The sequence below is a fragment of the Pedococcus sp. P5_B7 genome (genome assembly GCF_054049895.1).
Genome location: NZ_JBFULM010000002.1, coordinates 627670 through 649120, shown reverse-complemented (window position 1 = coordinate 649120; position 21451 = coordinate 627670). Strand labels below are relative to the sequence as shown.

The 21451-nt window shown below is 70.2% G+C and carries 18 protein-coding genes and 1 tRNA gene; 9 read left to right on the top strand and 10 right to left on the bottom strand.

The annotated features are described in order from the left end of the window. Positions 1 to 4 precede the first annotated feature (4 nt). From ACXJKD_RS05915 to rfbA, 3 genes are all read right to left on the bottom strand, one after another. The gene (locus ACXJKD_RS05915; RefSeq protein ID WP_457253540.1) at positions 5 to 1834 is read right to left on the bottom strand and encodes a polysaccharide biosynthesis protein; all 1830 of its coding nucleotides are present in this window, start codon (positions 1832 to 1834) and stop codon (positions 5 to 7) included. Between the two features lie 143 nt (positions 1835 to 1977). Further along, on the bottom strand, positions 1978 to 2574 hold the full coding sequence (locus tag ACXJKD_RS05910) for a dTDP-4-dehydrorhamnose 3,5-epimerase family protein (RefSeq protein ID WP_457253538.1): 597 nt from the start codon (positions 2572 to 2574) through the stop codon (positions 1978 to 1980). Beyond that, positions 2574 to 3449, bottom strand: coding sequence for a glucose-1-phosphate thymidylyltransferase RfbA (gene rfbA / locus ACXJKD_RS05905; protein WP_457253537.1), 876 nt, complete (start codon positions 3447 to 3449; stop codon positions 2574 to 2576). Before rfbA ends, ACXJKD_RS05910 begins: the two co-directional genes overlap by 1 nt. Before the next feature lie 65 nt (positions 3450 to 3514). Between rfbA and rfbB the strand changes: the two genes are divergently transcribed. The 4 genes from rfbB to ACXJKD_RS05885 all read left to right on the top strand — a co-directional run bounded on the left by rfbB (position 3515) and on the right by ACXJKD_RS05885 (position 7104). Continuing rightward, positions 3515 to 4510 (top strand): dTDP-glucose 4,6-dehydratase, encoded by a 996-nt coding sequence (rfbB, locus tag ACXJKD_RS05900; RefSeq protein WP_457253536.1) that lies wholly within the window; start codon positions 3515 to 3517, stop codon positions 4508 to 4510. Then, positions 4510 to 5382: a dTDP-4-dehydrorhamnose reductase gene (gene rfbD / locus ACXJKD_RS05895; RefSeq protein WP_457253535.1), complete on the top strand. Its 873-nt coding sequence runs from the start codon at positions 4510 to 4512 to the stop codon at positions 5380 to 5382. Before rfbB ends, rfbD begins: the two co-directional genes overlap by 1 nt. 86 nt (positions 5383 to 5468) lie before the next feature. Then, the gene (locus ACXJKD_RS05890; protein WP_457253534.1) at positions 5469 to 6098 is read left to right on the top strand and encodes a pseudaminic acid biosynthesis-associated methylase; all 630 of its coding nucleotides are present in this window, start codon (positions 5469 to 5471) and stop codon (positions 6096 to 6098) included. Positions 6099 to 6132: 34 nt separating this feature from the next. Further along, entirely contained in the window at positions 6133 to 7104 is a 972-nt protein-coding gene (locus tag ACXJKD_RS05885; RefSeq protein ID WP_457253533.1) for a zinc-binding dehydrogenase, read from the top strand. Positions 7105 to 7155: 51 nt separating this feature from the next. Here the strand turns inward: ACXJKD_RS05885 and ACXJKD_RS05880 are convergent, their stop codons facing one another. The 6 genes from ACXJKD_RS05880 to ACXJKD_RS05855 form a co-directional block, all read right to left on the bottom strand. After that, positions 7156 to 7686: a hypothetical protein gene (locus ACXJKD_RS05880; RefSeq protein WP_457253532.1), complete on the bottom strand. Its 531-nt coding sequence runs from the start codon at positions 7684 to 7686 to the stop codon at positions 7156 to 7158. A gap of 52 nt (positions 7687 to 7738) precedes the next feature. Continuing rightward, positions 7739 to 8389, bottom strand: coding sequence for a GDSL-type esterase/lipase family protein (locus tag ACXJKD_RS05875; RefSeq protein ID WP_457253531.1), 651 nt, complete (start codon positions 8387 to 8389; stop codon positions 7739 to 7741). A gap of 3 nt (positions 8390 to 8392) precedes the next feature. Next, positions 8393 to 8569 carry a DUF6104 family protein gene (locus ACXJKD_RS05870; RefSeq protein WP_157582120.1) on the bottom strand — a complete coding sequence of 59 codons (177 nt, stop codon included), beginning with the start codon at positions 8567 to 8569 and terminating at the stop codon, positions 8393 to 8395. Positions 8570 to 8720: 151 nt separating this feature from the next. Beyond that, a complete protein-coding gene (locus ACXJKD_RS05865; RefSeq protein ID WP_457253530.1) occupies positions 8721 to 12644 on the bottom strand; it encodes a multifunctional oxoglutarate decarboxylase/oxoglutarate dehydrogenase thiamine pyrophosphate-binding subunit/dihydrolipoyllysine-residue succinyltransferase subunit in 3924 nt (1307 codons plus the stop codon). Positions 12645 to 12863: 219 nt separating this feature from the next. Continuing rightward, the gene (locus ACXJKD_RS05860; RefSeq protein ID WP_457253529.1) at positions 12864 to 13673 is read right to left on the bottom strand and encodes an ABC transporter permease; all 810 of its coding nucleotides are present in this window, start codon (positions 13671 to 13673) and stop codon (positions 12864 to 12866) included. Then, positions 13670 to 14665 (bottom strand): ABC transporter ATP-binding protein, encoded by a 996-nt coding sequence (locus ACXJKD_RS05855; protein ID WP_457253528.1) that lies wholly within the window; start codon positions 14663 to 14665, stop codon positions 13670 to 13672. Before ACXJKD_RS05855 ends, ACXJKD_RS05860 begins: the two co-directional genes overlap by 4 nt. 89 nt (positions 14666 to 14754) lie before the next feature. Here ACXJKD_RS05855 and ACXJKD_RS05850 point away from each other — a divergent pair, with 89 nt between their 5' ends. After that, on the top strand, positions 14755 to 16176 hold the full coding sequence (locus ACXJKD_RS05850; RefSeq protein ID WP_457253527.1) for a hemolysin family protein: 1422 nt from the start codon (positions 14755 to 14757) through the stop codon (positions 16174 to 16176). After that, positions 16173 to 17207, top strand: a complete 1035-nt coding sequence (locus ACXJKD_RS05845) for a hemolysin family protein (RefSeq protein ID WP_457253526.1) — start codon at positions 16173 to 16175, stop codon at positions 17205 to 17207. Before ACXJKD_RS05850 ends, ACXJKD_RS05845 begins: the two co-directional genes overlap by 4 nt. A gap of 604 nt (positions 17208 to 17811) precedes the next feature. Here the strand turns inward: ACXJKD_RS05845 and ACXJKD_RS05840 are convergent. After that, positions 17812 to 17886 (bottom strand) — tRNA-Arg (locus ACXJKD_RS05840). A 59-nt stretch (positions 17887 to 17945) separates the two neighbouring features. On the opposite strand from ACXJKD_RS05840, the gene ACXJKD_RS05835 reads away from it, so the two are divergent. From ACXJKD_RS05835 to lysA, 3 genes are read left to right on the top strand one after another with little or no spacing between them, the layout of a single operon-like run. After that, complete coding sequence (locus ACXJKD_RS05835) at positions 17946 to 18350, top strand: response regulator (RefSeq protein ID WP_457253525.1); 405 nt, start codon at positions 17946 to 17948, stop codon at positions 18348 to 18350. A 10-nt stretch (positions 18351 to 18360) separates the two neighbouring features. Beyond that, on the top strand, positions 18361 to 20007 hold the full coding sequence (gene argS, locus ACXJKD_RS05830) for an arginine--tRNA ligase (protein WP_457253524.1): 1647 nt from the start codon (positions 18361 to 18363) through the stop codon (positions 20005 to 20007). 3 nt (positions 20008 to 20010) lie between these two features. After that, a complete protein-coding gene (gene lysA, locus ACXJKD_RS05825) occupies positions 20011 to 21447 on the top strand; it encodes a diaminopimelate decarboxylase (RefSeq protein ID WP_457253523.1) in 1437 nt (478 codons plus the stop codon). The last annotated feature ends 4 nt before the right edge of the window (positions 21448 to 21451 follow it).

Below are 21451 nucleotides of genomic sequence, written 5' to 3'. Positions count from 1 at the left end.
CGGTTCAGTCGCCTCGGAGCCCGGCGCTCGCAGTCTGGGACGTGGCGCTGTGGCGCCGAAGCCAACGAACCGCGTCGTCGTCCGTGCGGTGCTCGGCACCGTGCACCTCGGACACCCCGATCCCCGGCACGTCGACTCGGGAGACCAGGGGGTGCTGCGTCGCCCTCGAGACCTCATCCGGCGAGAAGAGCTCCTCCGAGATCTTCTCGCCCTGGCGCAGGCCCGTGTAGACGATGTCGATGTCCTTGCGGCCGGACATGCGGATCAGCGTGTTGGCCACCTCGACGATCTTCACCTGGTCGCCCATCTCGAGGACCATCACCTCGCCGTCGGTGCCGATCGACGCTGCCTCGAGGACGAGCTGGCAGGCCTCGGGGATGAGCATGAAGTAGCGCTCGACGTCCGGGTGGGTGACCGTGATCGGGCCACCGCGCTCGATCTGCGAGGTGAAGGCGTGGACGACCGACCCGCGCGACCCGAGCACGTTTCCGAAGCGCACCGACACGTAGCGCCCCGGCTCGCGGTCGGCGAAGTGGGCGGTGAGGCGCTCCGCGACGCGCTTGCTGTAGCCCAGGACGCACGAGGGCTGCGCAGCCTTGTCGGTGGAGATGTTGACGAAGGTGCCGACCCCGACCGCGGAGGCGGCCGCGAGGACGTTGAGGGTGCCGAGCACGTTGCTCTTCCACGCCTCGAGGGGGTTGGCCTCCAGCAGGGGGAGGTGCTTGAGGGCGGCGGCGTGGAAGACGATGTCGGGGCGGGTCTGCTTGAAGACCTGCTGCATCCGTGGGGCGTCGCGGATGTCCGCCAGCACGACCTCGTCCGTGTCGAGGAGGCCATTGCCGACCAGGGACATCTGCGTGGTCTGCAGGCCCGACTCGTCGCGGTCGAGGAGGTAGAGCTTCGCTGGGCCGAAGCGCGCGATCTGTCGGCACAGCTCCGACCCGATGGAGCCGCCGGCTCCGGTCACCAGCACCGACCTTCCGGCAATCTGCTCCGCGATGACGGCCGTGTCGAGGCTGATGGGTCGACGACCCAACAGGTCGGCGACGTCCACGTTGCGCAGGTCGCTCGCCGTGGGTCGCCCACCGATGATCTCGCCCACCGGGGGGAGCGTCAGCACGTTCAGGCCGGCCGTCGTGGCCAGCTCGGTCAGCTCGCGGATCGTGGCTGCGTGAGCCTGGGGAAGGGCGATGACCAGGGTGTTCGCCGTGAACTTGTCCGCGACCTTGGCCAGGTCGGCGCGGGTGCCGCGCACCCGGATGCCCTCCGTGCGGAACCGCGCCTTGGCGCGGTCGTCGTCGAGCAGTGCGACGGGAAGGTAGCCGCTCCCGGAGTCACGACGCATGCTCCGCGTCAGGCGGCTGCCTGCCTCACCCGCCCCGAAGATGATCACGCGCTCGTGGTCGAGGTCGGTCGGGCGCTTGCGCACCCGCCAGCTCCGGATGAGGAAGCGGCTCGCGAACATCCCCACCAGGGCGAACACGGAGCCGGTGATCGGGACACTGCGGGGCAGCGTCAGCCAGTCGGTGGCCAGGACCACGAGCCCGAGCACGATGCCTGTGACCAGGACGGACTTGAGGATGTCTGCCGTCTCTTCGAAGGAGCCACGATCGTGTCCGATGGCATAGGGGCCGATGATCGCGCCCGCCACCCAGAGGGTCGCGACGCCAGCCGCGCTGAGCCAGGCCATGTCAGGGATGAAGACCCGCTCGAGGTGGAGGTCGTAGCGCAGCCACATGGCGACCATCAGCGCGCCGACCAGGATGGCGGCATCGACCAGGGCCCACAGCCAGCGCGTCACGCGATGACGCCGTTCCTCGCGCGCAGTGGGCATGTCCCCTCCCCTCCCTGTGGTTCCCGCAAACGGCCAGAGTTTACATGTGGATGGCAACCATCTCGTGCATCTGCCCTGCTCACAACCCGGCAAGTCGGGCGATTCCCCCCGTGGTGAGTGTCATCGAGGGTCTCCTCTACGGGTCATCGAGACGAGTCGTAGAACTCTCGGCAGGCGGCATACGAGGGGAGCAGACCCTGGTCCTGCGCCTCTGCCAGCGAGGGCGCAGCGGCGTCCTTGGGCGACAGCAGCGGCTCCAGCCCGTCAGGGAAGACCAGGCCCACCTCGGCGTCGAGCGGGTGGATGCCGTGCTCACGGGCGGGGTTGTAGGCCGCGCTGCAGAGGTACATCGCGGTGGTGTCGTCCTCGAGGGCCACGAAGGCGTGACCCAGACCCTCGGCGAGGTAGACCGCGCGTCGGTCGACGGTGTCGAGGAGGACCGAGTCCCACTGTCCGAAGGTCGGCGACCCCACCCGGATGTCGATGATGAAGTCGATGAGGGAGCCCGAGAGGGCGGTGACGTACTTCGCCTGCGAGGGTGGGACGTCGGCGAAGTGGATGCCACGCACGGTCCCGCGGGACGACACCGAGATGTTGGTCTGGACGACCTGGGGCCGGTGCCCGACGGCCTCCGCGAGGAGGTCGCCGCGGAAGGACTCGAGGAACACCCCGCGATCGTCCGGGAACTGCCGCGGGGTGATCTCGAACGCGTCGGCGATGGTGAGCGGGCGGATCTGCACTACCGGCCCCCAGCCTCGTCGAGGAGCCCGGCCAGGTAGGTGCCGTAGCCGCTCTTGCGCAGTGACTCGGCGAGCGCGGCGAACTGCTCGTCGCTGAGCCAGCCGTTGCGCCAGGCGACCTCCTCGACGCAGCCGATCTTCTGGCCCTGTCGCGCCTCGACGACGTGGACGAACTGGGCCGCGTCCATCAGTCCCAGGAAGGTGCYGGTGTCGAACCACGCAGTGCCTCGCGGGAGGACGGTGACGTTGAGGTCGCCACGCCGCAGGTAGGCCTCGTTGATCCCCGTGATCTCCAGCTCGCCGCGCTCGCTGGGCTGGAGGTCACGCGCGATCTGGACGACGTCGTTGTCGTAGAAGTAGAGACCGGGCACGGCGTAGGAGGACTTGGGGTGCTCCGGCTTCTCCTCGATGGAGATGACGCGGCCGTCCTCCGAGAACTCGACGACGCCATAGGCCGACGGCTCGGTCACGTGGTAGGCGAAGATCTGGCCACCGGTGACGTCGGTGTTCGCGGCCAGCGAGCTGCCGAGCCCGGTGCCGTAGAAGATGTTGTCACCGAGCACGAGGGCCACCGCGTCGTCGCCGATGAAGTCCGCGCCGATGATGAAGGCCTGCGCCAGGCCGTCGGGGCTGGGCTGCGCGGCGAAGGTGAGCTCGATGCCCCACCGCGAGCCGTCACCGAGGAGTCGCTGGAACTGCGCCTGGTCCTCAGGGGTCGTGATCACCAGCACCTCGCGGATCCCGGCCATCATCAGCGTCGAGAGCGGGTAGTAGATCATCGGCTTGTCGTAGACCGGCATGAGCTGCTTGCTGATGCCGAGCGTGATGGGGTGCAGGCGTGTGCCCGACCCCCCGGCCAGGATGATCCCCTTCATGGTGCACGACCATAGTGCGAGGTGCCCCGCCGTGACGCGCCTCCCCTCGCGATAGCCTCGGCGCCATGAAGGTCCTCGTCACCGGCGCCGCCGGGTTCATCGGCTCGAACTTCGTGATCAGGGCCCGTGCGCTCCGGCCGCAGTGGCGGCTCACCGTCCTCGACTCGATGACGTATGCCGCGAACCTCACCTCCCTCGACCCCGTCGCCGGCGAGGTCGACGTGGTCAAGGGCTCGGTCACCGACGCGGACCTCGTGGACGAGCTCGTCGCGGCTCACGACCTGGTCGTCCACTTCGCGGCTGACTCGCACAACGACAACTCGCTCGAGGACCCCTGGCCCTTCATCGACACGAACATCATCGGCACCTACCAGCTGATCCAGGCCGTGCGTCGACACGACAAGCGCCTGCACCACGTGTCCACCGACGAGGTCTACGGCGACCTCGAGCTCGACGACCCGGCCAAGTTCACCGAGAACACCCCGCTCAACCCGTCGAGCCCCTACTCGGCGTCGAAGGCGAGCGCCGACCTCCTCGTCCGTGCGTGGGTGCGGTCGTTCGGCCTCAGGGCGACCCTGTCCAACTGCTCCAACAACTACGGGCCGCGCCAGCACCCCGAGAAGTTCATCCCGCGACAGGTCACGGGAATCATCGACGGGGTGCGGCCCAAGCTCTACGGCGCCGGCCTCAACGTCCGCGACTGGATCCACGTGGACGACCACAACGACGCGGTCATCGCCATCATCGAGCAGGGCCGCGCGGGCGAGACCTACCTCATCGGCGCCGACGGCGAGATGAACAACCGCGACGTCGTCGCGCTCATCCTCGAGCTCATGGGCAAGCCGGCCGACTGGTTCGACCACGTGCCGGACCGGCCCGGCCACGACCTGCGCTACGCCATCGACGCCTCGAAGCTGCGGGCCGAGACCGACTGGCGTCCCTCCCACCCGGATGTCCGCTCTGGCCTGGTCGACACCATCGCCTGGTACCAGGACAACCAGGACTGGTGGCGCACCGCGAAGGTGGTCGCCGAGGCGCGCTACGACCGGATCGGGCGCTGATGGCGCGGTGGCTGGTCACCGGCTCGGGCGGGATGCTCGGGCTCGACCTGCAGGTGGCCCTGGCGCTCGCCGGGGTCGACGGGGACGACGTCACGGCGCTCACCCGCAAGGACCTCGACGTCACCGATGCCGACGCCGTCCGCGACGCGGTCCGGGGGCACGACGTCGTGGTGAACTGCGCGGCATACACGGCCGTTGATGACGCGGAAACCCATGAGGGGCAAGCGTTTGCGGTGAACGCGATCGGCGCGGCCAACGTCGCGGACGCCTGCCGTTCGGTGGGCACGCGGCTCGTGCACATCTCCACCGACTACGTGTTCGCCGGCGACGCCGACGAGCCGTATGCCGAGGACGCCGCCCTGTCGCCGCTGTCCGCCTACGGCCGGACGAAGGCTGCGGGGGAGTGGGCGGTGCAGGCCCGCTGCCCGCAGGCGTGGATCGTCCGCACCGCGTGGCTCTACGGAGCCGGGGGCCCGAACTTCGTCAAGACGATGGCTCGGCTGGCCGAGCGCCACCACACGCTCGACGTCGTCGATGACCAACGCGGCCAACCCACCTGGACCATGGACGTGGCGCGGGCCGTGCTGCGGCTGGTCGACGAGTCAGCCCCGTTCGGGGTGTGGCACGCGACCAGCCAGGGTGACACCACGAAGTACGGCCTCACCCGCGAGATCTTCCGGCAGCTCGGGCTGGACCCCGAGCGGGTGCGGCCCACCACGAGCGACGCCTTCCCGCTGCCGGCCCCGCGTCCCGCGTACAGCGTGCTCGGCCACGACGCCTGGCGGATGGCCCGGCTCGCTCCGCTCCCGCCCTGGGAGGCCAGCCTCGCCGCGGCGCTGCCGGACGTCGTGGCCGAGCCGCCCACGGCCTGAGCGCCGCACGACGCGACGGTGAACTGACGGGTCCGCCCGGCCGGTCACCTTGCAGTCGAGGGGTCCGTTGGTCGAGAGTGGCCGCCATGGCAACTGAGACGCAACGCACCTCCCAAGAGGACCTCTGGGCCGGAGAGTTCGGCGCCGACTACATCGAGCGGAACCGGGGCACCAACCTCATCGCGAGCAACACCGAGCTCTTCCGCAAGGTCCTGGCGGCCACTGACGGCGTGGGCTCCGTCCTCGAGCTGGGTTGCAACATCGGCAACAACCTGATGGCCCTGCGCACCCTGCTGCCCGACGCCGACCTGCATGGGGTGGAGATCAACACCCAGGCCGCCGCTGAGGTGGAGCGATGGGGCGGCGCGACCGTCGAGGTGGCCTCGATCCTGGAGTACCAGGCGCAGCACGCCTACGACCTCACCTTCACCAAGGGCGTCCTGATCCACATCAACCCCGACCGGGTGCGCGACGTCTACAGCGCCCTCGTGGAGTCCTCGAAGCGCTACGTGATGGTCTGCGAGTACTACAACCCCACCCCGGTCGAGGTCAGCTACCGCGGTCACGAGCAGGCCTTGTTCAAGCGTGACTTCGCCGGGGAGATCCTCGACGCGTTCCCCGAGCTCACCCTCGTCGACTACGGCTTCACCTACCACCGGGACCCGCGGTTCCCCCTCGACGACTCGACCTGGTTCCTCATGGAGAAGTCCGCCTGAACCACCCGGATCGGCGTGCGGCTAGGGTCGGGTGATGCTCGCCGTCTACGCCGCACGCCAGTCCGCCGACGACCCGCTCTCAGGGCTGGAGGTCGGTGAGCGGCCCGACCCCACCCCGCGCGAGGGCTGGACGACGGTCACGCTCAGGACGGCCGGGCTCAACCACCACGACGTCTGGTCGCTGCGGGGAGTGGGCCTGCCCGCAGACCGGCTGCCGATGATCCTGGGCTGTGACGGCGCGGGCCTCGACGAGGACGGCAACGAGGTCATCGTCCACGCGGTCATCCCCAGCGACGGCTGGCGCGGTGACGAGACCCTCGACCCGCGGCGCACGCTGCTCTCCGAGCTGCACGACGGGACCCTCGCCGAGCAGGTCGCCGTCCCCACCACCAACCTGGTGCCCAAGCCCGCCGAGCTCCCGTGGGAGCACGCTGCCTGCCTCTCGACGGCGTGGCTCACCGCCTACCGCATGTTGTTCACCAACGCGGGGCTGACGCCCGGTGCCACCGTCCTCGTCCAGGGCGCCGGCGGCGGCGTGTCCACCGCCCTCGTGCAGCTCGGGGCCGCAGCGGGCTACCGGATGTGGGTCACCAGCCGCGACGAGGAGAAGGGCCAGCGAGCGGTCGAGATCGGCGCGGACCGCGCCTTCGGCAACGGCGAACGCCTCCCCGACCGCGTCGACGCGGTCATGGAGACCGTCGGTGCCGCCACCTGGTCGCACTCGGTCAACTCGCTCAAGCCGGGCGGCACGGTCGTCATCTCGGGTGCGACGTCCGGCGACGCACCCAGCAAGGCCGAGCTGACCAAGATCTTCTTCAAGCAGCTGCGCGTCGTCGGGTCGACGATGGGCAGCCGCGGCGAGCTCGAGCGGCTGGCCCAGTTCGTCGTGCAGCAGCGCATCGCACCGGTCATCGACACGACCCTGCCGCTGGCCCAGGCCCGGGACGGCTTCGCCCGCATGGCGGCCGGCGAGCTGTTCGGCAAGGTCGTCTTCACGGTCTCCTGAGTGCTGACGCCGCTGGAGGGCCCCGAGAGGGGTCAGCCGGCGTCAGAAGCGTCAGAGCAGCGAGGAGACCAGCCAGACGATTCCGGCCACCACGAGGATCGCCACGGTGGCGCCGGCGAAGATGACCGCGCCCTTCTGGGTGCCGCCCATCTTCTCGTCCCAGCCCTGCTCCTTGGCGACGTCGCGGATCAGGTCGCGGCCGGCGCTGGCGTCGAACGAGTAGTCGACGACCTTGCCGACCTGGCCGGTCGTCAGGTCGACCCCGAACTCCTTGCGGAACGACTTCTCGTAGACGCGACCGCGCTGGGTGGACGCCGACGCCTGGAGGCGCGGTGACGAGCCCCCACCGCTCCACGAGAACGTGTTGCTGACGTCGGTGATCGTCATCGAGTGGTCGGTCTCGTTGAGCCGGACCTGGTGGGTGAAGACCTTGGTGAGCCCGTGGGCCCTGAAGACGGCCAGCCACTGGGCGTCGGCGACGTCGATCGTGAGGTCGAAGCCCCGCGGGGTCTCGCGCACGGCATACGGCGTGCCGGAAGCGGCGGCGCGCAGGGTGGTGATCAGCTCAGCGGACGTACCCATCGAGGGCCCCCTCGGTCGTCGGTGGTGGTGCGTGCTGTTCGGTCAGCGTGGTTCAGCTCGGTGAGATCTGCAACCAGTCGTACCAGCCGTTGTGCAGGACCAGCCAGGCGATCAGGCCGTACCCCGCCTGGCCGGGGTGGTGGGGCACCCGGCTGGCGGCCAGGTCACTCTGCCACTGCTCGTGCCCCAACAGCGGCCGGAAGCAGTCGACGAACGGCACCCCACGGCGAGCGCACACGTCGGCCTGGGCCTCCACGAGCACGTCGAGCTTGGCGTTCAGCTCCTCGTCGTCACCCGGCGGGGGACTGACCACGAAGGTGCCGATGCCCGCGCTCGCCGCGTCGTCGAGGATGTTGGCCAGGTTGAGCCGGTGCCGGGCCAGGGTCACGCCGGTCGCCGCGTCGTTGCCGCCGACCGAGATCACCAGCCGCTTCTCGGCCCTGCCGCGCCAGCGGGGGGCGCACTCCGCCTGCCAGCGGGTCAGCACGTCGGCCGTGGTGTCGCCGCGGACGCCGAGGTTGTAGGCGGTCAGCTCGAGGTCGGAGTGGTGCGTGCGACCGACCACCCGCGAGACCCACCCCTGACCCTTGGGGTCGCCGACACCGGCCACGAGCGAGGCACCGACGAAGACGATGCCCACGTCACGTGGACCGTCAGCGGCGACCTGGAACTCGGCACTCGGGGTGAAGGTGGGCTCGCTCACGCGTCAGTCCTCGTCGTCGTCGAGCCGGGCCAGCCAGGTGGCCAGGCGCTCGACGGGGGTCTCGAAGTCGGGGTTCAGGTCCACGAACGTGCGCAGCTGGTCGGCCAGCCACTCGAAGGAGACTTCCTCTTCCCCTCGGCGAGCAGCCAGCTCCTCGATGCCACGATCCGTGAAGTACACGTCTGCAAGGTTAACGGGGGTATGCCGCGCGGCTGGCTCAGCCACGCGGCATACCGGCTGCAGTGTGGCTTGGTCGTCCGTCCACGCGGCCCCAGAGACAGGTATGCCGCGCGGCTGGGCCAGCCACGCGGCATACCTCTCCAGTGGGCGTCTAGCGGGCGAAGGCCGCCGCGATCAGCTCGGCCTGCTGCTCGGCGTGCCGCTTGCTCGAACCGGTGGCCGGCGAGGCCGAGGCCTTGCGCGACACGATCCGTAGCGGGCGGGTCTCGCCGAGCTCGGTGAGGGCCTGCGGGAGGTTCATGGCCACGAACGGCCAGGCACCCTGGTTGGCCGGCTCGTCCTGCACCCAGACGACGTCGGCGTCCGGGTACTTGGCCAGCTCGGCGGCGATCTCCCTGGCCGGCAGCGGAGCCAGCTGCTCGACCCGCACGATCGCGGTCGAGGTGTCCTCGGCCTTGTCGCGGGCGGCCTCGAGGTCATAGACGACCTTGCCGCTGGCGAGCAGCACCCGGGTCACCCCGCCGTGGTCGAACGACGCGCGGTCGGACAGCACCGGACGGAAGGTGCCCTCGGTGAAGTCCGCGGGCATGCTGCTGGCCGCCTTGAGCCGCAGCATCGACTTCGGCGTGAAGACGATCAGCGGTCGGCGCGGACGGGCGTAGGCCTGGCGGCGGAGCAGGTGGAAGTAGCTCGCCGGGGTCGAGGGGTAGGCGACCGTCATGTTGTCCTCGGCGCACATCTGCAGGAAGCGCTCGATGCGGGCGGAGGAGTGGTCGGGCCCCTGGCCCTCGTAGCCGTGGGGGAGCAGCAGCACGACGGACGAGCGCTGGCCCCACTTCTGCTCGGAGGAGCTGATGAACTCGTCGACGATGGTCTGGGCGCCGTTGAAGAAGTCGCCGAACTGCGCCTCCCACAGGACCAGGGCGTCGGGCCGCTCGACCGAGTAGCCGTACTCGAAGCCCATCGCCGCGAACTCGGAGAGCAGGGAGTCGTAGACCCAGAACCGGGCCTGGCCCTCACCGAGGTAGAGCAGCGGGGTCCACTCCTCGGCCGTGTGCTTGTCGATCAGCACGGCGTGCCGCTGGACGAAGGTGCCGCGACGGCTGTCCTGTCCGGCGAGGCGCACGGGGGTGCCCTCCATGAGGAGCGAGCCGAACGCGAGCAGCTCGCCGGTGGCCCAGTCGATCCCGCCGTCGCGGGTGGACTGGGCGCGCTTCTCCATGGCCTGCAACAGCTTCGGGTGCACGGTGAAGCCCTGCGGCGGGTTCACGAACGCGTCACCGATGTGCTGGAGCTGGTCGTCCGGGATGGCTGTCTGGTCGGCCGACCGGGTCGCCTGGTCGGTCGCCTGGGCGGTGGGGGGCTCGAGGCCGGAGTGACCCTCGGCGTCGGTGCCGACGAGCGTCGGGTCGCTGGTCTCCTCGGTGGCCTGCTTGAGGGCCGCCTTGGTCTCGACGAAGACCCGCTCGAGCTGCTGCTGGTAGTCGCGCAGCGCGCCCTCGGCATCCTCCTGGCTGATGTCGCCACGGCCGATGAGGGACTCGGTGTAGAGCTTGCGGACCGAGCGCTTGGCCTCGATGAGGTTGTACATCAGCGGCTGGGTCATCGAGGGGTCGTCGCCCTCGTTGTGACCGCGGCGCCGGTAGCAGACCATGTCGATGACGACGTCCTTGTTGAACGTCTGGCGGAACTCGTAGGCGAGCTCGGCCACCCGGACGCAGGCCTCGGGGTCGTCGCCGTTCACGTGGAAGATCGGCGCCTGGATCATGCGGGCGACGTCGGTCGAGTAGGTCGAGGAGCGGCTGGCGCTGGGCGACGTGGTGAACCCGACCTGGTTGTTGATGACCACGTGGATGGTGCCGCCGGTGCGGTAGCCGCGCAGCTGGGACAGGTTGAGCGTCTCGGCGACGACTCCCTGGCCGGCGAACGCCGCGTCGCCGTGCATGAGCAGGGGCAGGACGGTGAAGTCCTCGCCGGCGAGGTCGAGCCGGTCCTGCTTGGCGCGGGTGATGCCCTCGAGGACCGGGTTGACGGCCTCGAGGTGGGACGGGTTGGCGGCGAGGTAGACCTTGGTCTTGCTGCCGTCCTCGGCGACGAACTCGCCCTCGGTGCCGAGGTGGTACTTCACGTCGCCCGAGCCCTGCACGGACTTGGGGTCCTGCTTGCCCTCGAACTCACGGAAGATCTGGCCGTAGGACTTGCCCGCGATGTTGGCCAGCACGTTGAGGCGCCCGCGGTGCGGCATACCGATGCACACCTCGTCCATCGAGTCCGCGGCGGCGCGGCACAGGATCCGGTCGAGCAGCGCGATGACCGACTCGCCACCCTCGAGGCTGAACCGCTTCTGCCCGACGAACTTGGTCTGCAGGAACGTCTCGAAGGCCTCGGCGGCGTTGAGCCGGCGCAGGATCCGGAGCTGCTCGTCGGGGCCGGGCTTGGCGTAGCCGACCTCGATCTTGGCCTGCAGCCAGCGGCGCTGCTCGGGGTCCTGGATGTGCATGTACTCGGTGCCGATGGTGCGGCAGTAGGAGTCGCGCAGGATGCCGAGGATCTTGCGCAGCCGCAGCATCGGCGCCCCACCGAAGCCTCCGGTCGCGAAGTCGCGCTCGAGGTCCCACAGGGTGAGGCCGTGGGACGTGACGTCGAGGTCGGGGTGGCGACGCTGGCGGTACTCCAGCGGGTCGGTGTCGGCCATCAGGTGGCCGCGCACGCGGTAGGCGTGGATCAGCTCCTGGACGCGGGCCGTCTTGTTGACGTCGTCGTCGTGGTGGGCGGAGATGTCCTGGACCCACCGGACCGGCTCGTAGGGCAGGCGCAGGCTCTCGAAGATCTCGTCGTAGAAGCCGTTCTCGCCGAGCAGCAGCTGGTGCACGATCCGCAGGAAGTCACCCGACTGGGCGCCCTGGATGATGCGGTGGTCGTAGGTGCTGGTCAGCGTGAGGATCTTGGAGACGGCGTTGCGGTTGAGCGTCTCCTGGCTCGCGCCCTGCCACTCGGCGGGGTACTCCAGCGCGCCGACGCCGATGATCGCGCCCTGGCCGGCCATCAGCCGCGGGACCGAGTGGTTGGTGCCGATGGTGCCGGGGTTGGTCAGCGTGAGCGTGGTGCCCTGGAAGTCCTCGACGGTGAGCTTGCCGCCGCGAGCCTTGCGGACCACGTCCTCGTAGGCCGTCCAGAAGTGGGCGAAGTCCATCGACTCGGCCGACTTGATCGAGGGCACGAGCAGCTGGCGGGTGCCGTCGGGCTTGGCCATGTCGATCGCGAGCCCGAGGTTGACGTGGCCAGGGATGACCAGGGCCGGCTTGCCGTTCTCCTCGGTGAACCCGTTGTTCATCTCGGGCATGTGGCCCAGCGCCTTGACCAGGGCGTAGCCGATGAGGTGGGTGAACGACACCTTGCCGCCGCGCGAGCGCTGCAGGTGGTTGTTGATGACGACCCGGTTGTCGATCAGCAGCTTGGCCGGCACCGCGCGCACGCTGGTCGCGGTGGGGACGGTCAGCGAGCTCTCCATGTTGGTGACCGTGCGGGCGCTGGCGCCACGCAACGGCTTCACCTGGTTCTCGTTGGTGGCCTCGGTCTGCTTGGGGGCCTGGGGCTCGCGCGGCTTGGGAGCCTCCTTGACGCCGGCGGTCTCGCCGCCGGTGCCGGCCTCCTTGTCCTCGGGCTTGTCGGCCACGGCCTTGTCGGTGTTGGCGTCCGGCTTGTCGGTGGTCTGCCCGGAGGTGGTCGAGGGTCCAGCGGGGGGTGCGGCCGGAGCGGGCGCAGCGGCTGGAGTCGGCGCAGCAGCTGGAGCCGGCGCAGCTGGAGCCGGCGCGGCAGCCGGTGCAGCGGCAGGGGCGGGCGCGGCTGCGGGGGCCGACGCGGCCGGGGCGGCAGGCGTTGAGGTCGTGCTCCCGTTGGCTCCAGACCCGTTGGTCGTGGCGCCGTCGGACGGCTGGTAGTCGGCGAAGAAGGGCCACCACGCCTTGTCCACGGAGTTCTTGTCGTTCTGGTACTGCTCATACAGCTCGTCCACGAGCCACTCGTTCGGCCCGAAGGCCGCCATGGGGTCGTTGGTCGGGGACTGGTCGGGCACGGCGGATACGCCTCTTTCGTAGCGTCGACAATGACGGGCAATAGGTGTTCCCAGCCTATCCCCGTGCGTCGCGCCGCGCTGCGGCGGGCAAGAGGTTTCCCGAGCGACCTTCGCCACGTCGCCCAGGGCCCCTTCAGGGGGCGCGCCAGCGCCCGGTCCGGGTATGCCGCGGGGCCGGGTCCCGTGCTGGAACCCGGCCCCGCGGCATACCTCGGCGACCTAGCTGATGTCGCTCCGGATGGTGCGCCACGAGCCGAAGCCGGCCAGCACCGCGGCGTAGGCGGCCAGGATGAGCGCGCCGGCCCACCAGGCGAGCGGCGTCACGGCGTTCTCGCCGCCCTGGTTGACCCCGTTGACCATGGCCTGCGTCGCCGCCGAGGGGAGGTACTGGACGATGTGGTCCCGGCCCCAGTCCCAGAACGACAGCCCGAAGCCGGCCAGGGGCTCGACGATCCAGGCCACGCCGACCGAGATCAGCAGGGCCGCCACCTGGTTGGGGATGAGGATCCCCGCGCCCAGCCCGATCAGTGCCCACAGGCCCAGGACGAGCAGGCTCAGGGCAAGGGTGCGGAAGACGCCGGACGTCGGGAACGGTGCGAACCCCCGGGCGTTCAGCACGATGGCGCCGGCGATGATCGACCCCGCCAGGGAGATGAGCCCGTAGATGGCGCCGATCCCGAGCAGGGCGACGACCTTCGCGCCCATCACCTTGGCCCGCTTGGGCGTGCCCAGGAAGGTGCTCGTGATGGTCTTGTGGCGGTACTCCGAGCCGATCTGCATCACCCCGATCGTCAGGGTGAGCAGGTAGCCGATGCTGAGGCCACTGGTGTAGACGCTGTTGGCGATCTGCTCCGGGGTGCCGGTGGGGACACCCTGGCCGGGTGCGGCGTTCGGGTCCGGGGCCTGGGTGAAGAGGAAGCCGAAGAGGACGGCGAGTCCCGCTCCCGCCACGAACATGGCGATGGCCAGCCCCCACCACATGCGCGTCGTGAAGAACTTGCGGAACTCGGCCTTGATGGCGTTGGTCATTCGTTGCCCCCTTCCTGTCCGGCGATGGCGTCTCGCTCGGCGGCCGCCTGCCCTGAGGCGCCGTCGCCGAGGTTGCGGTTGGTGCCCTCGGTCAGCTCGAAGAAGAGCGCCTCGAGGTCGGTGGTGGCCTGGCGCAGCTCGTAGATCGGCAGCCCGGCCCGCAGGGCGACGTCGCCGATCAGCCGCAGGTCGTGGGTCTCGGCCAGCAGCGTGCCGTCCTCGACCTTGCTCGTCACGTCGGCGACCCGCAGGGCGCCGGCGAGCGCGTCGAGGTCGGTGGTCCGGACGATGGTGTGGGCCTCGCCGTGCAGGTCGTCCATCGCGCCCTGCTTGATCAGCCGGCCGTTGTTGATGATGACGACGTCGTCGACCGTCTGCTCCACCTCCTGGAGCATGTGGCTCGAGATCAGCACCGTCTTGCCTTGGGCGGAGAGGTGCCGCAGGAACCCGCGCAGCCACCGGATGCCCTCGGGGTCGAGGCCGTTGGCCGGCTCGTCGAGGATGAGGACCTGTGGGTCGCCCAGCATCGCGGCGGCGAGGCCGAGCCTCTGGCGCATGCCCATCGAGTAGCCCCCCGCACGCTTGCGCGCGGCAGCGGGGATCCCGACGAGCTCCAGCATCTCGTCAACGCGCTGGGCTCCGACGCCTGCAGTGTCGGCCAGGACGCGCAGGTGGTCGCGACCGGTGCGGCCGGGGTGGAAGTTGGTGGCCTCGAGCGCCGAACCCACGACCGCCATGGGCTGGGTGATCTCCTGGTAGCTGCGCCCGCCGATGGTTGCGACGCCGCTGGACGGGTTCACCAGGCCGAGCAGCATGCGGAGCGTGGTCGTCTTGCCGGCACCGTTGGGACCGAGGAAGCCGGTGATGCGGCCGGGCTCGACGGTGAAGGAGAGGTTGTCGACGGCGGTGAAGCTGCCGAACCGCTTGGTCAGGTCGCGCACTTCGATGCGGGCGCCCTCGGTCGGTCGTGGTGGCGCTGTGGTCGTGGTCATCGTTCCCCCGGAGTCGGTGTCATGCCGGCATCCTCCCAACTGACGTGGGGTCAGGGTCAACCGGGTTGCGGCCCTAGGATGACCGGACTATGACCGAATGGCTGCTGGTCCTGACCGGCGTGGGGCTGACGATCGGGACGGCCGTCTTCGTGGCCACCGAGTTCTCGCTGGTCGCACTCGACCGGCCGACCGTGCAGAAGGCCGTGGATGCCGGGGACGCCCGCGCCGAGGTGGTGCTGGGGTCACTGCGCCGGCTCTCGACGCAGCTGTCCGCGGCCCAGGTGGGCATCACGCTGACCACGCTGATCCTCGGGTTCCTCGCCACCCCCTCACTCGGGGTGCTGCTGGAGACACCGTTGCAGGCCCTGGGCCTCCGGGGCTCCACCCTGGACACCGTCGCTGACGCCGTCGCCCTGCTCATCGCCACGGTGTTCTCGATGGTGTTCGGCGAGCTGCTGCCCCAGTTCCTGGGCATCTCGGCCCCGCTCGCCACCGCCAAGGTCGTCGCCATGCCGGTGCGGGGCTTCGCGCTGGTCGCCCGGCCGCTGATCTTCGTGCTCAACGGATCGGCCAACCTCTTCCTGCGGGCACTCGGGATCACCCCCCGCGAGGAGCTGTCGGGCGCCCGCACCCCGCAGGAGCTGGCCTCGCTGGTCCGCCGCTCCGCCGAGGCGGGGACGCTCGACGAGGGGACCGCCCGGCTGGTCACCAAGTCGCTCGGGTTCGGGGAGCAGACCGCAGCCGACGTCATGAGCCCTCGCGCGCGGGCGTCGTCCATCGAGCGCACCGCGACGGCCGAGGACGTCGTCCGGCTCGCCCGGCGCACCGGACACTCGCGCTTCCCGGTGACCGGCGAGGACTGGGACGACATCGACGGCGTGGTGCACGTGAAGCGGGCCATCGCCGTCCCGCACGAGCGCCGCGACGACGTGCCGGTGTCGGCGCTCATGGTGCCGCCCCTCCTGGTGCCGGAGACGATCCGGCTCGACCCGTTGTTGTTGATGCTGCGCGAGCACGGTCTCCAGCTCGCCATCGTCGTCGACGAGTACGGCGGCACGGCCGGCATCGTGACCCTCGAGGACGTCGTCGAGGAGATCGTCGGCGAGGTGTCCGACGAGCATGACGTGTTCCGCACGACCGGGCGTGAGTTCACCGACGGGTCGTGGACGGTGCCGGGCCTCTGGCGCCCCGACGAGGTGCGCGAGCGCCTGGGTGCGGTCGTGCCCGACGGCCCTGCCTACGAGACGACCGGTGGCTTCGTCATGGCCGAGCTCGGTCGGATCCCCACCGTGGGGGACACCGTGGACATCCCCGGCTGGGCGATCACCGTGCTGGCCATGGACGGCATGCGGGCCGACCGGCTCCGGTTCGTCCCGACAGGGGAACATGACGACTCGGACTCGCACGAGGGGACCTCGGTCGAGGGTTCCCCGCGGGGTCCGGCCGCACCCGGTCGCGGCGCCGGTCGCTCGGTGACCGCCGGTGGCCGCGACGCGGAGGGGGCGAAGTGAGCGCCGGCGCGGTGTGGGTCACCGCCCTGCTCCTGCTGCTCAACGCGTTCTTCGTCGGTGCCGAGTTCGCGGCGATGGCGGCGCGGCGTTCCACGCTGGAACCCCTGGCGGCACACGGATCCCGCCGGGCGCAGGTCTGCCTCGACGCCCTCGAGCAGATGGGTTCGCTGCTCGCCTGCGCGCAGCTCGGCATCACGGTCTGCTCCGTGCTGCTGGGTGCCATCTCCGAGGCCGCCCTCCACCACGCGCTCGAACCGGTCGTCCACCACCTCGGTCTGCCCGACGGGGTGACCGACGGCCTGGCGCTCGCGCTGGCCCTGCTCATCGTGGTCTACCTGCACGTGGTCGTCGGCGAGATGATCCCGAAGAACCTCGCCCTCGCCGGACCCGAGCGCTCCGCGCTGATCCTCGTGCCGGTGCTGCTGTTCATCACCCGGGCCCTGCGCCCGATCATCTCGGTCATGGAGGCGATCGCGAAGTCGCTGGTGCGGCTGTTCGGGGTGGAGCCCAAGGACGAGATCACGTCGGCCTTCACGGTCGAGGAAGTCGAGCACATCCTCGCCGAGAGCCGCCACGAGGGGCTGATCGAGGAAGGTCAGCACGGGCTGGTCGGCGCGGCCCTCGAGTTCAGCGACAAGGACGCCGTCGATGTCGCCGTCCCCCTGTCCGACCTCGTGACGTTGCCCCTGACGGCGACCCCTGACGACGTCGAGCGCCTCGTCGCCAAGCGCGGGTTCTCGCGCTATCCGATGCTGGACAACGCGGGCGAGCTCACCGGCTACCTGCACCTCAAGGACGTGCTCTACGCCGACGACACCGAGCGCGACATCGCCGTCCCGGTCAAGCGGGTGCGCAAGCTGGCGACGGTGCAGGCCGCCGACGAGGTCGAGGAGGTGCTGCGGACCATGCAGCGCACCGGCTCACACCTCGCACGCGTGGTCGACCCGGAGGGCACCGACATCGGCGTCGTCTTCCTCGAGGACGTCATCGAGGAGCTCGTCGGCGAGGTGACCGACGCCTCCCAGCGCTGACCGCGGCGCCTTCCCCGGCTGTGGGGCCTGCCTTCCCTCGTGAGCTGGAGGACGGTCCGATCGACGTCAATGCGGACGACGTCGGCGGCGCGGGTCCGCAGGCGCGGGTGCGTCGGTCGGCGCGGATTGGAGTCCAGGGCGACCGCCAGGAACCAAGGACTGCTCCTCACCTCGCTCGAGGACACGTGGTGCGACCTGGGCGAGGCTCTCGAGCTCGACGACCTGGTGGTGGTCGGAGATGCCGTGGCGCGGCGGCTCGCAGACGTCACGCCGCTGCGGGATGCGCTCCTCCGGCGGGTTCGGCCGAGAGGGGCGGTCGCCCTCAGGTCAGCCCTCGGACTGATCCGGGTTGGCTCCGACTCACCCATGGAGTCCCGCTGTCGACTGGTCTTCCACCGCGCCGGACTGCCGGAGCCGGAGCTCAACGCCGTGATCACCCATCGCGGTGGCGGCTTCCTGTGCAGGGCCGATTTCGTCTGGCGTGAGCGCCGCGTCCTGGCCGAGTACCAGGGCAGCAACCACTTCGAGTCGGTCCCGAATGACGAGAGGCCCGGAAGCGACGTCCAGCGCTGGGCTGGACAGTCATTCCGGGCCTCTCGACCTGTGGTGCCCCCGGCAGGATTCGAACCTGCGCTCCCGCCTCCGGAGGGCGGTGCTCTATCCCCTGAGCTACGGGGGCCGACACGTGCGCTCCGTGAAGGAGGCGCCCGCAGAGGTTAGCAGCCTAGGGTGGCCCCCATGGAACGTGGGGGACTCGTCTACGTCTGCGACGACACGGAGCAGATCAGGCGCCTCATCCGGGTCAACCTCGAGATGGAGGGCTACGAGGTGCGGGAGGCCGGCGACGGCGAGGAGCTGATCGCTGCCCTGCACGAGCTCGACCGGCTCCCGGGGGTGGTCACCCTCGACGCACAGATGAGCCCGCGCGACGGCTGGTGGACGATCTCGCAGATCCGGGCCGACCCGAGGCTGGCGGACATTCCGGTCATCATGGTGACGGCCTCGGTGCAGCAGCACGACCGGGTCCAGGCGCAGGGTTCGGGACTCGACGCCTTCGTCTCCAAGCCCTTCGATCCCGACCACCTCATCGAGCTCGTCTCGGGCTTCATGGCCGACGGACGAGCGCACTCACCCGCGCCCTAGACTTGACCGGGTGACTCCCGAAGAGCTCTCCGCAGCCATCCGCACCGCCCTCACCGAAGCCGTCGCCGCCGGCGACTTCGCCGTGGACGTGCCCGCGGAGGTCCGCGTGGAGCGCCCGAGGAACCGTGACCACGGTGACTGGTCCACGAACGTCGCGCTCCAGCTGGCCAAGGGAGCCGGTATGCCGCCGCGCGACGTCGCCACGCGGCTCGCCGAGCGCCTGGCCCAGGTCCCGGGCGTCAAGGCGGTCGACATCGCGGGGCCGGGCTTCCTCAACATCACCCTCGACGCCGCGTCGGCCGGTGAGCTGGCCCGCAGCATCGTCGAGGCCGGTGCTGCTTACGGCCGCAACGACTCCGAGGCCGGACACGTCATCAACGTCGAGTTCATCTCGGCCAACCCGACCGGACCCCTCCACCTCGGGCACACGCGGTGGGCCGCGCTCGGCGACGCCATGAGCCGCCTGCTCAAGACGTCGGGCGCGACCGTCACGACCGAGTACTACATCAACGACGCCGGCGCGCAGATGGACAAGTTCGCCACCTCGGTCCTGGCGAGCGCGAAGGGGGAGCCCACGCCCGAGGGGGGCTACCCCGGCGCTTACATCGACGACCTTGCAGCCCAGGCGCTCGCCGCCCGTCCCGACCTGCTCGAGCTCCCCGCCGACGAGGCCCTGGCCGCGGCGCGGTCGGTGGCCTACGAGGCGCAGCTGCAGGACATCAAGGACACCCTCGCCGACTTCGGCGTGCACTTCGACGTGTGGTTCTCCGAGGCGGCCCTGCACGAGTCCGGTGCGGTCGAGCAGGCCGTCGACCGGCTGCGCGAGCAGGGGCACGTCTTCGACGAGGGCGGCGCGATCTGGTTGCGCACCACCGACTTCACCGACGACAAGGACCGTGTCCTCATCCGGGCCAACGGGGAGCCCACCTACTTCGCAGCCGACGCCGCCTACTACCTGTCGAAGAAGGACCGCGGGTTCGACGAGAAGATCTACCTGCTCGGCGCCGACCACCACGGCTACATCAACCGGCTCAAGGCGATCGCGGCCTGCGCTGGCGACGACCCCGAGCGCAACATCGAGGTCCAGATCGGCCAGCTGGTCAACCTCGGTGGGGCCAAGCTGTCCAAGCGGGCCGGCAACATCATCGAGCTGCGCGACCTGATCAACTGGATCGGCACCGACGCGATCCGCTACTCGCTGTCCCGCTACCCGGCCGACAGCCCGCTGTCGCTCGATGGCGAGGAGCTGCGCAAGCAGACCAACGACAACCCGGTCTTCTACGTGCAGTACGCCCACGCCCGCACCTCCAACGTCGCCCGACTGGCAGGTGAGGACGGCGTCGTCCGCAGCGACGGCTTCGACCCGTCCCTGCTGACCGACCCGACCGAGGCGTCGCTGCTGGCCATCCTCGGCGACTTCCCCCGGGTCGTCGCCCAGGCGGCCCACCTGCGCGAGCCCCACCGGGTGGCCCGCTACCTCGAGGACCTCGCCGGCCACTTCCACAAGTGGTACGACACCTGCCGCGTGCGCCCGATGACCGCCGACGAGGAGATCACCGACCTGCACCGGACCAGGCTGTGGCTCAACGACGCGACCAGGCAGGTCTTGGCCAACGGACTGGACCTCCTGGGAGTCTCCGCACCCGACAGGATGTAGCCCATGCGCGCTCACGAGGCGGGAGCCCTCCACGCCGAGGGGTATGGCGGACCACCCCACTGGCTGCCCTGGCCCACCGACGTCATGGAGCTGATGCCGCAGCTGTGGCCCCAGACGGTCGGCCGTGACGAGGAGGGCCGCCTGACGGTCGGGGGACTCGACGTGGTGAGCATCGCCCGCGAGTTCGGCACCGCGGCATACGTGGTCGACGAGGCTGACTTCCGCGCCCGGGCGCGGGCATTCCGCGACGAGTTCGGTGCGCCCTTCGCTGCCCTCGGTGGGGTCGACGTCTTCTACGCCGGCAAGGCCTTCCTCTGCACCGAGGTGGCCCGCTGGGTGGCCGAGGAGGGCCTGTGCCTCGACGTCTGCTCCGGTGGTGAGCTCGCCGTGGCGCAGCGTGCGGGGTTCCCCGCGGCGCGGATCGGCCTGCACGGCAACAACAAGTCGCTCGCCGAGATCCGTCAGGCCCTGGCCTACGGCGTGGGGCGGATCGTCGTCGACTCGTTCGAGGAGATCGACCGGGTGGCCGCGGTTGCCGGCGAGCTGGGGGTGCGCGCCCCGGTCATGGTGCGCGTCACGGTGGGCGTGGAGGCGCACACCCACGAGTTCATCGCCACGGCGCACGAGGACCAGAAGTTCGGGTTCTCGCTGGCCGGCGGCCAGGCTGCCGAGGCGGTCTCGCGGATCGTCGAGCGGAGCACCCAGCTCGACCTGCTCGGGCTGCACTCCCACATCGGGAGCCAGATCTTCGACACGTCCGGGTTCGAGGTGTCCGCGCGACGGCTCATCGGGCTGCACGCCGAGGTGGCCCGTGTGCACGGGATCCACATGCCGGAGCTGGACCTCGGGGGTGGCTACGGCATCGCCTACACCTCGGAGCACACGCCGCTGCACCCCGGAGAGCTCGGTGAGCAGATGGCCGACCTGGTCGAACGCGAGCTGAAGGCGGTGGGTGACGGCGGTCCGGACACCCCGACCCCCCGCATCTCGATCGAGCCCGGGCGAGCCATCGTCGGTCCGAGCACCTTCACGCTCTACGAGGTGGGCACCGTCAAGGACGTCGACCTGGGCGGGGGAGCCAAGCGCACCTATGTCTCGGTGGACGGCGGCATGAGCGACAACATCCGCACCGCGCTCTACGACGCCGACTACTCCTGCACGCTGGCCAGCCGGCACTCCGACGCCGCGCCGCGGCTGGCCCGCGTGGTCGGCAAGCACTGCGAGAGCGGCGACATCGTCGTCATGGACGAGTACCTGCCGGACGACATCTCGGCCGGTGACCTGGTCGCCGTCCCGGGCACCGGTGCCTACTGCCGGAGCATGGCCAGCCAGTACAACCACACCCCACGCCCCCCGGTGATCGCGGTCAGGGACGGGCAGGCGAGGGTGCTGGTGCGGCGCGAGACGGTGGACGACCTGCTGGCCCTCGACGTCGGCTGAGCCG